The sequence below is a fragment of the Streptomyces cavernicola genome (assembly GCF_029968035.1).
Classification (GTDB): Bacteria; Actinomycetota; Actinomycetes; order Streptomycetales; family Streptomycetaceae; genus Streptomyces; species Streptomyces cavernicola.
The window spans coordinates 1-13,965 of the sequence record NZ_JASCIQ010000074.1 but is presented as its reverse complement, the minus strand read 5'-3'; the positions used below and the strand labels follow the sequence as shown (position 1 = coordinate 13,965).

Annotated in this window: 12 protein-coding genes and 1 pseudogene; 11 read left to right on the top strand and 2 right to left on the bottom strand. The window is 71.1% G+C overall.

Going from position 1 to position 13,965, the window contains the following annotated elements:
• Window positions 1-414 precede the first annotated feature (414 nt).
• Window positions 415-1,248: an HAD family hydrolase gene (locus QIS96_RS37045; RefSeq protein WP_282547282.1), complete on the bottom strand. Its 834-nt coding sequence runs from the start codon at window positions 1,246-1,248 to the stop codon at window positions 415-417.
• Window positions 1,249-1,746: 498 nt separating this feature from the next.
• On the opposite strand from QIS96_RS37045, the gene ssd reads away from it, so the two are divergent.
• The 7 genes and pseudogenes from ssd to QIS96_RS37010 all read left to right on the top strand — a co-directional run.
• Window positions 1,747-2,838: a septum site-determining protein Ssd gene (gene ssd, locus QIS96_RS37040; protein WP_282547281.1), complete on the top strand. Its 1,092-nt coding sequence runs from the start codon at window positions 1,747-1,749 to the stop codon at window positions 2,836-2,838.
• On the top strand, window positions 2,835-3,983 hold the full coding sequence (locus QIS96_RS37035; RefSeq protein WP_282547280.1) for a TadA family conjugal transfer-associated ATPase: 1,149 nt from the start codon (window positions 2,835-2,837) through the stop codon (window positions 3,981-3,983). Before ssd ends, QIS96_RS37035 begins: the two co-directional genes overlap by 4 nt.
• An 11-nt stretch (window positions 3,984-3,994) precedes the next feature.
• Window positions 3,995-4,879, top strand: coding sequence for a type II secretion system F family protein (locus QIS96_RS37030; protein WP_282547279.1), 885 nt, complete (start codon window positions 3,995-3,997; stop codon window positions 4,877-4,879).
• 225 nt (window positions 4,880-5,104) lie between these two features.
• Window positions 5,105-5,749, top strand: a complete 645-nt coding sequence (locus QIS96_RS37025) for a type II secretion system F family protein (protein WP_349017442.1) — start codon at window positions 5,105-5,107, stop codon at window positions 5,747-5,749.
• Window positions 5,750-5,833: 84 nt separating this feature from the next.
• On the top strand, window positions 5,834-6,085 hold the full coding sequence (locus QIS96_RS37020; RefSeq protein ID WP_282547277.1) for a DUF4244 domain-containing protein: 252 nt from the start codon (window positions 5,834-5,836) through the stop codon (window positions 6,083-6,085).
• A complete protein-coding gene (locus QIS96_RS37015) occupies window positions 6,072-6,467 on the top strand; it encodes a TadE family type IV pilus minor pilin (protein ID WP_282547276.1) in 396 nt (131 codons plus the stop codon). The genes QIS96_RS37020 and QIS96_RS37015 overlap by 14 nt, the downstream gene beginning before the upstream one ends.
• A pseudogene (locus tag QIS96_RS37010) lies at window positions 6,452-6,835 on the top strand (Rv3654c family TadE-like protein); the annotation flags it as partial. The gene QIS96_RS37015 and the pseudogene QIS96_RS37010, both read left to right, overlap by 16 nt.
• A 93-nt stretch (window positions 6,836-6,928) precedes the next feature.
• Here the strand turns inward: QIS96_RS37010 and QIS96_RS37005 are convergent.
• Window positions 6,929-9,382, bottom strand: a complete 2,454-nt coding sequence (locus QIS96_RS37005) for a DEAD/DEAH box helicase (RefSeq protein WP_282547275.1) — start codon at window positions 9,380-9,382, stop codon at window positions 6,929-6,931.
• A gap of 77 nt (window positions 9,383-9,459) precedes the next feature.
• Between QIS96_RS37005 and bldG the strand changes: the two genes are divergently transcribed.
• The 4 genes from bldG (at window position 9,460) to QIS96_RS36985 (ending at window position 13,887) form a co-directional block, all read left to right on the top strand.
• Window positions 9,460-9,801 (top strand): anti-sigma factor antagonist BldG, encoded by a 342-nt coding sequence (gene bldG, locus QIS96_RS37000; protein ID WP_003975386.1) that lies wholly within the window; start codon window positions 9,460-9,462, stop codon window positions 9,799-9,801.
• 103 nt (window positions 9,802-9,904) lie between these two features.
• Entirely contained in the window at window positions 9,905-10,348 is a 444-nt protein-coding gene (locus QIS96_RS36995) for an ATP-binding protein (RefSeq protein WP_282547274.1), read from the top strand.
• 333 nt (window positions 10,349-10,681) lie between these two features.
• Window positions 10,682-13,084, top strand: coding sequence for a sodium-translocating pyrophosphatase (locus QIS96_RS36990; RefSeq protein ID WP_282547273.1), 2,403 nt, complete (start codon window positions 10,682-10,684; stop codon window positions 13,082-13,084).
• A gap of 218 nt (window positions 13,085-13,302) precedes the next feature.
• Window positions 13,303-13,887, top strand: coding sequence for a small secreted protein (locus QIS96_RS36985; protein ID WP_282547272.1), 585 nt, complete (start codon window positions 13,303-13,305; stop codon window positions 13,885-13,887).
• Window positions 13,888-13,965 lie beyond the last annotated feature (78 nt).

Genomic DNA, 13,965 nt, shown 5'->3' with positions numbered 1-13,965 from the left:
AGCCTGTTTTGGCGGCGCCTCGTCGGCGGCTCGGGTTGCCTTGAAAAGTCCCTGAACAGGGTTGCGGCGGTACCAGTCCTGGTACCGCCGCTGGCATGTCCGCCGAGTTACCAAGCGTCCTCGATATCTTGCCCATCAGGTCGGGGAACTTTGCCCGTTGCCTGGTGCGGCTGGCCCGTAATCGACGGGTCGACGTCGCGTGGGTGCTTGACGTTCATGCTTCGGTCCGTGGGGCCTTTGGTTGCGTTAAAGGTGATCCTCTCGGATGTCCTTGGTCTCGCGGGCCGTTGACTCCTTTGTACTCCAGTCATGGGGTAAGCGAAAGTGCTGGGCTGACTTCTTTACTTTTAGGTTCAAATACGGGCGAAGCGGCCCCTCTATGAGGCCCTGGAGCGCCCGCGCCCGCGTCCGCGTTCAGGAGACGAGCGACCGTCGCCTACTGGCGAACCAGACAAGTCCGGCGGTGGCGGCAGCGGCGCCGACCGCGGCCGCGGCGACGAGCGCGGGCCTCGGCGGGGCCGACAGCGACGGAACCCGCTGCTTCAGGCGGACAGGCCGGTGGAAGTCCAGAATCGGCCACTCACGGGAGACCGCTTCGCGGCGCAGTGCGCGATCAGGGTTGACCGCGTGAGGGTGGCCGACCGCCTCCAGCATGGGCACGTCGGTCGCCGAGTCGCTGTACGCGAAGCACCGCTCCAGGTCGTACCCCTCGGACTTGGCGAGCTCCCTGATGGCCTCCGCCTTGGTCGGTCCGTACGCGTAGTACTCCACCTCGCCGGTGAAGCAGCCGTCCTCGCCGACCACCATGCGCGTGGCCACCACCCGGTCCGCGCCGAGGAGTTCACCGATCGGCTCGACGACCTCGGCGCCCGAGGTGGAGACGATCACTACGTCGCGGCCGGCCGTGTGGTGCTCCTCGATGAGGGATGCGGCCTCGTCGTAGATGATCGGGTCGATCAGGTCGTGCAGCGTCTCGGCGACGATCTCCTTGACCTGTTGCACGTTCCATCCGCGGCAGAGTGCCGAGAGATATTCGCGCATACGCTCCATCTGGTCGTGATCGGCGCCGCCCGCGAGAAAGACGAACTGGGCATATGCGGTACGCAGCACGGCCCTGCGGTTGATCAGTCCTCCTTGGTAGAAGGACTTGCTGAACGTGAGCGTGCTCGACTTCGCAATGACCGTCTTGTCCAGGTCAAAGAAGGCAGCTGTGCGAGGCAAGGAGTGGTTTTCCACAGCCCCGAGCATAGGGGCCAACCATTCGGCGTAAGCTTTGGCGCGTGGGTTTGCCTGAGAAGGCTCTCGGGTACACCATGGAAGTCACGGATCGTTCGCGACCGTGCTAACCCGGTCTGGCTCCTCCCCCCCCGAGTCGGACCGTGGGGACGACCCCCGCTCTCCCCCCCGGCGGGGGTCGTCGCATGTCCGGGCCCGTTTCGGGCCCTTCTTCATGTCCGCTGAACGCCCGATCGGTGCTCGATCGGCGTTCGAGCGTGACCACCAAGATCCGTGACTGTGCGTAGCGGTCGGGCTGCTCTGCGGCAGTTTTCGAGCCGTCACCGGTTTGGGTGACGGAGTTATTCACAACCGGCGAGTTGTCCACAGTTTTCGACCAAGATCCACACGATTTCCCGCCTCCGCTCATCGTGATTCCAGCCGCGAAGTCCGAGCCCCGTTCATCGGCTCGTTCGCGGCCTGCGGGATTCACGACGTTCGTCACGTACACAAGTGAGAGGGGGCCGAGTCATGACGGGTTCGATCGCGCATGACCGGGGGCCGGCCGACGGGGAAGAGCGCGCCAGGCCGCTGATCGTCACCGAGGACGCGCAGTTGCTCGACGACCTGCTGAGGCTGTGCGCCGCGGCGGGTGCGCGGCCCGAGGTGCACCACGGACTGCCCGAGCACGGGGGCGCCTGGGACACGGCGCCGCTGGTCCTCGTCGGGGACGACGCGCTGCACCGGGTGCGCGGGGCCGTACGCCGACGCGGGGTGTGCCTCGTCGGTCACGAGCAGGACGACCCCAGGGTCTGGCAGTGGGCCGTGGAGATCGGCGCCGACCATGTGCTGCGGCTGCCGGACGCTGAGGAGTGGCTCGTCGACCGGATCGCCGACGTGGCCGAGGGAGTAGGCCATCCGGCCCTCACCGTCGGCGTGCTCGGCGGCAGGGGCGGTGCCGGAGCGTCGACGCTCGCATGCGCCCTCGCGCTGACGGCGGCGCGCTCCGGGAGGCGCACGATGCTCGTCGACGCGGACCCGCTCGGCGGTGGCCTGGACGTGCTGCTCGGCGGCGAGACGGCGAAGGGGCTGCGCTGGCCCGCGTTCGCGGAGTCCAAGGGGCGCGTCGGGGCCAACGCCCTGGAGGAGTCGCTGCCGAGCCTGCACGATCTGCGGGTCCTCAGCTGGGACCGAGGGGACACCGTGACGGTGCCGCCGGGCGCGATGAGGGCCGTGATGGCGGCTGCGCGCCGCAGGGGCGGAGCGGTTGTGGTGGACCTGCCTCGGCGCCTTGACGACAGCGTCGTGGCAGCGCTGGCCCAGGTGGATCTCGGACTGCTCGTGGTGCCGGCCGAGCTCCGCGCGGTGGCGGCGGCAGGCCGTGTCGCGACAGCGGTAGCAGCGGTGCTGCGGGACCTGCGCGCTGTCGTGCGCGCACCGGGCACGGCAGGTCTTGACGGCGACGAGGTGGCCGGGCTGCTCGGCCTGCCGCTGGCCGGTGAGCTGCCGGCCGAACCGGGCCTCGCGCGCGCCGGCGGGCCGCCCGGCGCGGACGGGCACAGTCCGCTCGCCCGGTTCTGCGAGGGCTTCTGGGCGCACTTCCCCGCGGAGGGCGCGTCATGACGGCGGAGCTCCTCGATGGCGTACGGCAGTGGCTCGCCTCGTCCGGCGCCGAGCCGACTCCGGCCGGGGTCGCGCGAGCGCTGCGGGAACAGGGCCGGGTGCTGGGCGACGCCGAACTTCTTGCCGTGGTGCGGGACTTGCGCTCCGAGCTGGTGGGCGCCGGTCCGCTGGAGCCGCTGCTCGCCGATCCGGAAGTCTCGGACGTGCTGGTGACGGGGCCCGAGCAGGTCTGGGTCGACCGGGGGCGAGGGCTTGAGCTCACCGGGGTCTCGTTCGCGGACGTCGGCGCTGTGCGGCGGCTCGCCCAGCGACTCGCCTCGGTCGCCGGGCGGAGGCTGGACGACGCCCGCCCGTGGGTGGACGCGCGGCTGCCGGACGGCACGCGGCTGCACGCCGTCCTGCCGCCCGTCGCCGTCGGGTCGACATGCCTGTCCCTGCGAGTGGTGCGGCCCAAGGCCTTCTCCCTGGGCGAGCTGGTCACGGCGGGCACGGTTCCGCCCGGCGGTGAGCGGATCCTGCGGGCGCTCATCGACGCGCGGCTCTCCTTCCTGATCAGCGGCGGTACAGGCTCGGGCAAGACCACGCTGCTGTCCGCCCTCCTCGGGCTCGTCGAGCCGACCGAGCGGATCGTGCTTGCCGAGGACTCCGCCGAGCTGCGTCCCGACCACCCGCACGTGGTCCGCCTGGAGACCCGGCCCGCCAATCAGGAGGGCGCGGGCCTGGTGACCCTGCGGGATCTGGTCCGCCAGGCACTGCGGATGCGGCCCGACCGGCTGGTCGTGGGCGAGGTGCGCGGAGCGGAGGTCGTGCACCTGCTGGCCGCTCTGAACACCGGCCACGAGGGCGGCTCGGGCACGCTCCACGCCAACGCCGCCACCGACGTCCCGGCCCGCCTCGAAGCGCTCGGCACGGCAGCCGGTCTCGACCGCGCGGCGCTGCACAGCCAGTTGGCGGCCGCGGTCTCGGTGGTGCTGCATCTCGTACGGGGCCGCAAGGGGCGGCGGCGTATTGCCGAGGTGTGCGTCCTGGAGCGGAACTCCGCCGGCCTTGTGGTGGCGGAGCCCGCCCTGCGGTGGGGCGCGGAGGCGTTCGCGTACGAGCAGGGCTGGCCGCGGCTGCAGCGGCTGTTGGGCGGTGCCGCGTGAGTGGGGGTGGGATGGTCGCGGCAGGTGGGCAGGCTGCGCCGGTGTACGCGGCGGCCGTGTGCGCGGGAGCTGCGGCCTGGCTGTGTGTCGGGCAGGACCGGGGGCTGCGGCGTGCGCGGCTTCTGCTCGCGGGGGCGGCGGTGCGCGAACCGGTGCCTGTGCCTCCGGGGGAGCGGCTGCTCGCGCGTGTGCGGGAGCGGGTCGGGCGTGAATGGTGGTGTCTGGCCGTCGGGTTGGCCGTGGCGGTGGTCGGGGAGTCGGTGCTTCCGCTGGTGGTGGGAGCGCTCGGAGTACCGCTGCTGAAGCGGGTGTTGCGCGGCCGCGATCGGCGCAGGCAGAGGCTGGCGCGGGCCGATGCGGTGATCGTGCTGTGTGCCGCCCTGGCCGCCGAGGTCCGCGCGGGACGGCAGCCGGGGGAGGCGATGCTGGCCGCCGTCCGTTCCGCGGAGGGAGAGGCGGAGTCCGGTCTAGGCGGGTCCGCGGGGGCGGTGCTCGCGGCGGCGCGGTTCGGGGGTGATGTGCCGCAGGCGCTGCGCGCGGCCTCGGCGGAGCCAGGGGCCGAAGGGCTCCTCGGGCTCGCCGCGTGCTGGCGCGTGGCGGTCGACCGAGGCGGCGGGCTCGCGGCCGGCCTCGCCCGGCTGGAGGGCGCGCTGCGGGCGGAGCGGGACCAACGTGCCGATCTGCGCGTGCGGTTGTCCACGGCACGGTCCACTGCGGCTCTGCTCGCGGCCCTGCCGGTCGTCGGGCTCCTCATGGGTCTTGGCCTGGGTGCCGACCCGCTGCGTGTACTGCTTCACACCCCGGTGGGGCTTGGCTGCCTGCTGGTCGGCGGGTGCCTTGAAGGTGCGGGGATCTGGTGGGCGGTGCGGATCGTGCGCCGCGCGGAGGGGCGATGACTCGGGGTGGGGATGAGCGGGAGCTGGCTCGATGCGGAGGCGGTCCACAGGGTGGGGGTGACGGCGGTGTGCGCGGCGGCGCTGTTCCTGGTCCTGAGGGCGGTCCTGGCGGAGAGGGGCGAACGGCGAGCGCGGCGGCGGATCCGCAGGTTGCTGGGGAGCGCCGAACCGCCCCGACGTCTGCGGAACCCGCTCCAGGGGCGCGAACTGGCGGGGTGGGCACCGGTGTTGGGCACAGCCTGCGGAGGCTTCGTCCTGGTGGGCGGCGTCCTCGGAGCAGTCCTCGGTGGCCTGGCCGGGTATGCCGTACGGCAGTGGCTGCGGCGGCGCGAGCGGTCCTCGGGCGGCGCGGGACCGGGCGACGCGGGACCGGGCGGCATGGGGCCGGAAGGCATCGACGGCTCCCTGACGGCTGCGGAGGCCGTCGAGGCGGAGCGCCAACTCCCGCTGGCGGCAGACCTGGTGGCCGCATGTGTGGCGGCGGGGGCAGGTCCTGTCGCCGCTGCGGAGGCGGTGGGGGAGTCGCTGGGCGGGCCGGTCGGTGACCGGTTGGCGCTGGCCGCCGTGGAGCTACGGCTCGGCGGCGAATCGGCCCAGGTGTGGGGGCGGTTGGGCGTCCTGCCGGGTGCCCGGCCCTTGGCGAGGTGCCTCGCGCGTGCCTGCGACGCGGGCGCGCCGGCCGCCGAGGAGCTGTCCATGATCGCTGCGGACTGTCGCGCTGCATGGGCCCGCGCAGCGGGAGCGAGGGCGCACAAGGCAGGCGTTCTGATCGCGGCACCGGTCGGCCTGTGCCTGCTGCCCGCGTTTCTCGCCGTGGGTGTGGTGCCGGTGGTCATCGGCTTGGCCGGCGGGGTCCTGAACGTCGGCTGACTCTCGCGGAGCCCGCGGACTCCACATCTGAACCGGCCTCTGCGAGTCATCAACTGTCATGAAAAGTACGGGGGTTCACAACACATGCGATATGTGGGGAAGTTGAGGAACGGCTTCGGTGCGGATGGCCTCGGAGGCCGGTGCCGTGGCGCGCTGCGGCTGCTGCGGGCCCGGTTGCGGGCGGCGGGCGACGCGGGGATGACGACGTCCGAGTACGCGATGGGCACGGTCGCGGCATGCGGCTTCGCGGCAGTGCTCTACAAGGTCGTGACGTCCGACGCGGTGCAGGCGGCGTTGGAGTCGATCGTCGCCAAGGCGCTCGGTGTCCAGGCCTGAGCCGCGCGCCCACGGCGCCGGGAAGGGGCGTGACGGCGGATATGTGACGGCCGAGGCGGCCACGGTGATCCCCACCCTCGTACTGGTCGGGGTGGCGATGTTGTGGGGGCTGATGGCCGCCGTTGCGCAGATCCAGTGTGTGGACGCGGCTCGGGCCGGGGCTCGCGCGGCGGCCCGGCAGGAACCGGAGCGCGCCGCTGTCGACGCGGCGAAGCGGGCCGCGCCCGAAGGGGCTCGGGTGACGGTGAGCAGAGAGGGCGATCTGGTCCGGGTGGCCGTCGCCGCCCATGCTCCCGGTCCGCGCGCGCTCACGCTGGAGCTGAAAGCCCACGCGGTCGCCCTGTCCGAGGAGGCCGTGGGGCGGTCATGGCCGCAGGGGTGAGGGCCAACGGAAGGAGGGCATGGGCGGAGCGGCGTGCGAGCGGCTCGCGCTGGAGCGGGTCGGGTCGCGAGCGGGGCTCGGCGACGCTCTGGGTGGTGCTGGTGGTCGGTGCGCTGTGCGTGGTCTTCGGGGCCGTACTGCTGCTTGCGCAGGCCGTGTTGGCGCGACACCGCGCGGGTGGGGCCGCCGACCTGGCGGCGCTCGCCGCCGCGGACCGTGCGTTGCGGGGCCGGGAGGAGGCCTGTGTCGGGGCCGAGCGGGTGGCGGCGGCGCAAGGGGCCGAGGTGGTGCGGTGCGCCGTCCGCGGGGAGATCGCCGACGTGACGGTACGGGCACGGGCGGGCGGAGTCCGGGCACAGCAGCGCGCGCGTGCGGGTCCGCCCGAGGCGGGACCTACGCCGTCACCCGGCCGGTCGCCCTCGCCATCGGCCCCACCGCCGGACCAGGTGGACCAGGTGGACCTACGGAGCGGGCGCCGCCTTGAGGAGCTCCGTGAGCAGGCGTACGGCTCCGCGTTTGTGCAGCGGGTCGTTGCCGTTGCCGCACTTCGGGGACTGGACGCAGGACGGGCAGCCGGCCTCGCACTCGCAGGAGGCGATCGCCTGCCTGGTCGCGGCCAGCCACTCGCGGGCCGTGTGGAAGGCGCGCTCGGCGAATCCCGCGCCGCCCGGGTGGCCGTCGTAGACGAAGACGGTCGGCAGGAGGGTGTCGGGGTGCAGGGGCACGGAGACGCCGCCGATGTCCCAGCGGTCGCAGGTCGCGAAGAGCGGGAGCATGCCGATGGAGGCGTGCTCGGCGGCGTGCAGGGCGCCGCCGAGGATCTCCGGATTGATCCGGGCCGCGTCCAGCTGGTCCTCGGTGACCGTCCACCACACGGCGCGGGTGCGCAGCGTACGAGGAGGAAGGTCGAGCTTGGACTCGCCCAGGACCTCGCCGGTGATCAGCCGGCGGCGGAGGAAGGAGACGACCTGGTTGGTGACCTCGACGGAGCCGTAGCAGAGGCGGCCCTCGCCCCACGGGATCTCCACGTCGGTCTCCAGGACGGAGATGGCGGTGGTGTCGCGGGCGGTGGTCGAGTAGGGCGGGTTGGCCTGCTCGACGAGGGCGACCGACTCTTCGAGGTCGAGTTCGCGCACCAGATAGGTGCGGCCCTGGTGGAGGTGGACGGCCCCGGCGTGCACGGCGGTGTGGGCGGAGGCGGCGTCGACGGTGCCGAGCAGGGTGCCCGTGCCGGCCTCCACCACCTGGACGGGGGTGCCGCCCTCGCCGCGGATGTCGGTGAGGTCGGCGGCGCGCTCGCGGCGCGTCCAGTGCCAGGCCCTCGTACGGCGGCGCAGCAGCTTGGCGGCCTCCAGCTGCGGAAGGAGTTCCTCGGTGGTCGGGCCGAACAGCTTCAAGTCGTCGTCGGTGAGCGGAAGTTCGGCGGCGGCGGCGCAGAGGTGCGGCGCGAGGACGTACGGGTTGTCCGGGTCGAGGACGGTGGACTCGACCGGCTGCTGGAAGAGCGCCTCGGGGTGGTGGACGAGATAGGTGTCCAGCGGGTCGTCGCGGGCCACAAGCACCGCCAGCGCCCCCTGGCCCGAGCGCCCTGCGCGGCCTGCCTGCTGCCACAGGGAGGCGCGGGTGCCGGGGTAGCCGGCGATGACGACCGCGTCGAGGCCGGAGATGTCGACGCCGAGTTCGAGGGCGGTGGTGGCGGCGAGCCCGAGGAGCTCGCCGGAGTGCAGGGCACGCTCCAGGGCGCGCCGCTCGTGGGGCAGATAGCCGCCCCGGTAGGCGGCGACGCGCCCGACCAGCGAGCGGTCGACCTCGGCGAGCCGCTCCTGGGCGATCACGGAGATCAGCTCGGCGCCCCGGCGGGACCGTACGAAGGCGACCGAGCGGACGCCCTGGACGGTCAGATCGGTCAGGAGGTCGGCGGTCTCGGCGGTGGCGGTGCGGCGGACCGGTGCGCCCTTCTCGCCGCGGAGCTCGGTGAGCGGCGGCTCCCACAGGGCGAAGACGAGCTCGCCGCGCGGCGAGGCGTCGTCGGCGACCTCCTGCACGGGCAGGCCGGTGAGCCGGCCCGCCGCTATGGACGGGTCGGCGGCGGTGGCGGAGGCGAGGAGGAAGACCGGATCGGAGCCGTAGCGGGCGCAGAGGCGGCGAAGGCGGCGCAGAACCTGGGCGACGTGCGAGCCGAACACGCCCCGGTAGGTGTGGCACTCGTCGATCACCACATAGCGCAGGGCGCGCAGGAAGGAGGACCAGCGGGGGTGGGACGGCAGCATGCCACGATGCAGCATGTCGGGGTTGGTGAGGACGTAGTTGGCGTACTGGCGCACCCATTCGCGTTCCTCGACGGGGGTGTCGCCGTCGTACACCGCGGGCCGGACGGCGTTGCCGAGCGGGGCGGCCAGCTCCTTCACGGCCCGGCACTGGTCGGCGGCGAGGGCCTTGGTGGGCGCGAGGTACAGGGCGGTCGCGCCCCGCCCGTTCGGGGCCTCGGAGCCGTCAAGGAGCGCCGAGAGGGTCGGGGCCAGATAGGCGAGCGACTTGCCGGAGGCGGTGCCGGTGGCGACGACCACCGACTGGCCGTCGAGGGCGTGCTCCGCGGCTTCCGCCTGGTGGGCCCAGGGATGCTCGATGCCCGCTTGCTGAACGGCCGAGATCACTTCTGACCGGATGCGATCAGGCCAGACGGCATGGCGGCCCTCTCTGGGGGGCAAGTGCTCCCTATGAGTGATGCGCGCAGCCCGATTTCCCCCGGCGGTGAGTCGGTCCAGGACCACACGCGGAGAGGGTCGCTCGGGGCCGCCCGCAGAGGGGTGATCGGGTCGGTGATTCTTGGCCATCGGCACCGAGTGTGTCACTGGCGTGACGGACAATGGTCCGAAGGCGTCGTGCACGCCCGCCGGTAAGTGATTGAATGCCATCGCGGCTGGCGACCGTCCCAGGCCTGACATCAGGTGTCCGAGGGGCGAGCGCTCGATAGCAAGGTGCTGGAGGATCCGTGGACCTGTCCCTGTCGACCCGTACCGTCGGCGATCGTACGGTCGTCGAGGTCGGTGGCGAAATCGATGTATATACCGCGCCCAAGCTGCGCGAGCAGCTGGTCGAGCTGGTGAACGACGGCAGTTTCCACCTTGTCGTCGACATGGAGGGCGTGGACTTCCTCGACTCCACCGGACTCGGCGTGCTGGTTGGCGGTCTCAAGCGAGTGCGGGCCCATGAGGGTTCGCTGCGCCTGGTGTGCAACCAGGAGCGCATTCTGAAGATCTTCCGCATCACCGGCCTGACCAAGGTGTTCCCCATCCACACCTCGGTCGAGGAAGCGGTGGCGGCCACCGACTGAGGGCCGGTGCCCCGGGCCTGTCGTCCGGGGCGTTAGGAGCAGGGGGCGCCGGGCCGATGTGCCCGGCCCCTTGAAAGCACGCTCACACGTCCGAGGGGGATGCATGGCCACCGTTGAACTCCGCTTCAGCGCGCTGCCCGAGCACGTCCGGACCGCCAGACTCGTGGCGGCCGCAGTGGCGCGCAGAGCCGGAGTGGACGAGGCCGTACTCGACGAAGTGCGGCTCGCCGTCGGCGAGGCATGTTCGCGCGCCGTCGGGCTGCATCAGAGTGCCGGCGTCACGGCGCCGGTGCGGGTGGCTCTCATCGAGGAGGAGAAGAAGTTCTCCATCGAGGTCGGTGACGAGGTGGCGCATGCCGACACCTCGGTCGACGGCGGCTCGGCCCCGGGCGAGCCCGGGGCGGAAGATCTGGACGCCGAGGGCGAGGACGACATGGGCCTCGCCGTCATCAGCGGCCTGGTCGACGACGTCGAGGTGACGGCGGGACCGGAAGGCGGGCTCATCAAGATGAGCTGGCCGGCGGCCCCGACGACGCTGCTTCCCTGACTCAGATCCGAACGACGGCGCTGCCCCTGCGGGGGCGGCGCCGTTTTTCGTGTCCGCGCACCCCTCCGTTTTCATCAACTCGCCCTTGATCAAGGGTATTTCGCGGTCGAGACGGTTGCCGGTGTTTATCGATCACCGTGGCCGTATCGTTCGAGGACGCCGCGCCGTCAATGCCTTTGAAGCATTACCGCTTTCGAGGGCAATCGAAGGACGCGATCATTTGCTGATGGGCAACTGCAGGCCAATTCCGTTTGTCGCGCACTGTTTTGATCAGGTTCTGCTCCCTACAATCCGTCCACATCTTGAGCTCAGCCCAAGCGTCAAGGAGGACGAATGGCGGGGCTTTCTACCCCTCATCAGTTTGATCACCCATCGACCCTCGCGGCAGCAGTACTCACCTCGGACAACCGACTGATCGTGATGGTCATCGGAGTCGTCGCCCTCGCGGCGCTCGCCGTCGCCGGGGTCCTGGTGCGCCAAGTGCTCGCTGCGGGCGAGGGCACCGACAGCATGAAGAAGATCGCCGGCGCGGTCCAGGAAGGCGCAAATGCCTATCTGGCCCGCCAGTTGCGCACCCTCGGCGTATTCGCCGTGGTGGTGTTCTTCCTGCTCATGCTGTTGCCCGCGGACGACTGGAATCAGCGCGCCGGCCGTTCGATCTTCTTCTTGATCGGAGCGCTCTTCTCGGCGGCCACCGGCTATATCGGCATGTGGCTCGCGGTACGCAGCAATGTGCGGGTGGCGGCGGCCGCTCGTGAAGCCACGCCCGCGGAAGGAGAACCGGCAAAGGATCTGACGGCTGTTTCGCACAAGGCCATGAAGATCGCTTTCCGTACGGGTGGCGTCGTCGGCATGTTCACGGTGGGGCTCGGCCTCTTCGGCGCTGCCTGCGTGGTCCTCGTGTACGCCGCCGACGCACCGAAGGTGCTCGAAGGGTTCGGCCTCGGCGCCGCGCTGATCGCGATGTTCATGCGAGTCGGCGGCGGCATCTTCACCAAGGCCGCCGACGTCGGCGCCGACCTGGTCGGCAAGGTCGAGCAGGGCATTCCGGAGGACGATCCGCGTAATGCCGCGACCATCGCCGACAACGTGGGCGACAACGTCGGCGACTGTGCGGGAATGGCCGCCGACCTCTTCGAGTCGTACGCCGTGACGCTGGTCGCCGCGCTGATCCTCGGCAAGGCCGCCTTCGGCGACGCCGGGCTCGCGTTCCCGCTGATCGTGCCCGCGATCGGCGTGCTCACCGCGATGGTCGGCATCTTCGCCGTGGCCCCGCGGCGCGCCGACCGCAGCGGGATGAGCGCCATCAACCGCGGCTTCTTCATCTCCGCGGTGATCTCCCTCGCCCTGGTCGCCGCGGCGGTCTGGGTCTATCTGCCGGCCACCTACGCCGAGCTGAAGGGCGTCACCGACGCCGCGATCCAGGCCAAGAGCGGGGACCCGCGGGTGCTCGCCGTGGTCGCCGTGGCCATCGGCATCGTGCTCGCCGCCCTGATCCAGCAGCTCACCGGCTACTTCACCGAGACCAACCGGCGCCCGGTCAAGGACATCGGCAAGACCTCGCTGACCGGACCGGCCACCGTGGTGCTCGCCGGTATCTCCATCGGCCTCGAATCGGCCGTCTACACCGCCCTGTTGATCGGCCTCGGCGTGTACGGGGCGTTCCTGCTCGGCGGTACGTCGATCATGCTCGCGCTGTTCGCGGTGGCCCTGGCCGGTACCGGTCTGCTCACCACCGTCGGCGTGATCGTCGCGATGGACACCTTCGGGCCGGTCTCCGACAACGCGCAGGGCATCGCCGAGATGTCCGGCGACGTCGAGGGCGCGGGCGCGCAGGTGCTCACCGACCTGGACGCCGTCGGCAACACCACCAAGGCCATCACCAAGGGCATCGCCATCGCCACCGCGGTGCTCGCGGCCTCGGCGCTCTTCGGCTCGTACCGCGACGCCATCGCGGCAGCGGCCAAGGACGTCGGCGAGAAGCTCGGGGACGGGGCGCCGATGAACCTCGTCATGGACATCTCGCAGCCCAACAACCTGGTGGGCCTGATCCTCGGCGCCGCGGTCGTCTTCCTCTTCTCGGGGCTTGCGATCAATGCGGTGTCCAGGTCGGCGGGAGCGGTGGTCTTCGAGGTGCGGCGGCAGTTCCGCGAGCACCCCGGGATCATGGACTACACGGAGAAGCCGGAGTACGGGCGCGTCGTCGACATCTGCACCAAGGACGCGCTGCGCGAGCTGGCCACGCCGGGTCTGCTCGCCGTGCTCACGCCGATCGCCGTCGGCTTCACGCTCGGCGTCGGCGCGCTCGGCTCGTTCCTCGCGGGCGCCATCGGCACCGGCACGCTGATGGCGGTCTTCCTCGCCAACTCCGGTGGCGCGTGGGACAACGCCAAGAAGCTCGTCGAGGACGGCAATCACGGCGGCAAGGGCTCCGAGGCGCATGCCGCGACGGTCATCGGCGACACCGTGGGCGACCCGTTCAAGGACACCGCGGGACCGGCGATCAACCCGCTCCTGAAGGTCATGAACCTGGTGGCGCTGCTCATCGCGCCGGCGGTCGTCCAGTTCAGCTACGGCGACGACGCGAGTGTCGGCGTACGCGTGGGCATCGCGCTGCTCGCGATCCTCGTGATCGTCGTCGCCGTCTACATCTCCAAGCGGCGCGGGATCGCGGTGGGTGAAGAGGGTGACGCGGAGCGCGTCGCGAACTCCTCGGACCCCGCGGTGGTGTCCTGACCGGAGGTCGTCACCGGCTCAACAGGCGGGCGGGCGAGGTGTTTTGACACCTTGTCCGCCCGCCTTGTTGCGCCATGCGCTGACATTTTGTTTCAGTGACTCTCCTCTCCCTTGGTGCAAATGGCTGCAATGGGTGTTGAATCGGACTCTCGCCCCGCGGTTGTCGTCCACGCGGCGTGTATGTTCCGGGGCCGAGAGCCATGGAAGGGACCAATCCGGTGAACAAGAAGCTCGCAGCCGCACTGTCCGGCGGTGCGGTACTGGTACTGGCCTTGTCGGGATGCGGCGACAGCGACGAAGAGAAGCTCGACAACTGGGCCAAGTCACTGTGCGGTCAGATCCAGCCGCAGCTCGAGAAGAGCGTGAAGGCTCAGCAGACGATCGTCTCCACGGCCGCCGACGGCAAGCCCGAGGAGATCCAGAAGGCCGACTCGGAGGCGTTCAAGGCCATCTCAGACGCCGACAAGGCGATCGCCGGGGCCCTGGAGAAGGCGGGCCCGCCGCCCGTCGACAACGGCGAGAAGATCCAGCAGGACGCCATCAAGGACCTCAACGAGACCTCGAAGTCGTACGAGAAGCTGAAGAAGGACATCGACGGCCTGGACGCCAAGGACCAGTCGCCCGACGGCCTGAAGGAGTTCTCGCAGGGCCTGCAGAAGGTCGCCGACGACCTGGGCAAGATCCAGCAGCAGGGCGACGGAGCGCTGAACGCGTTGCTCGAGGGCGAGGTGGGCGCGGCCATCAAGAAGCAGGACGGCTGCAAGGCCAGCCCGTCCCCGGCCCCCGGAGGGTCGGGCGCGTGACCCCGAGTCACTCTCTGGGCGCGTGACCCCGAACCGCCCCCTATAAGGCGCCGTTTTCGAAAAGGCCCGGCACACACG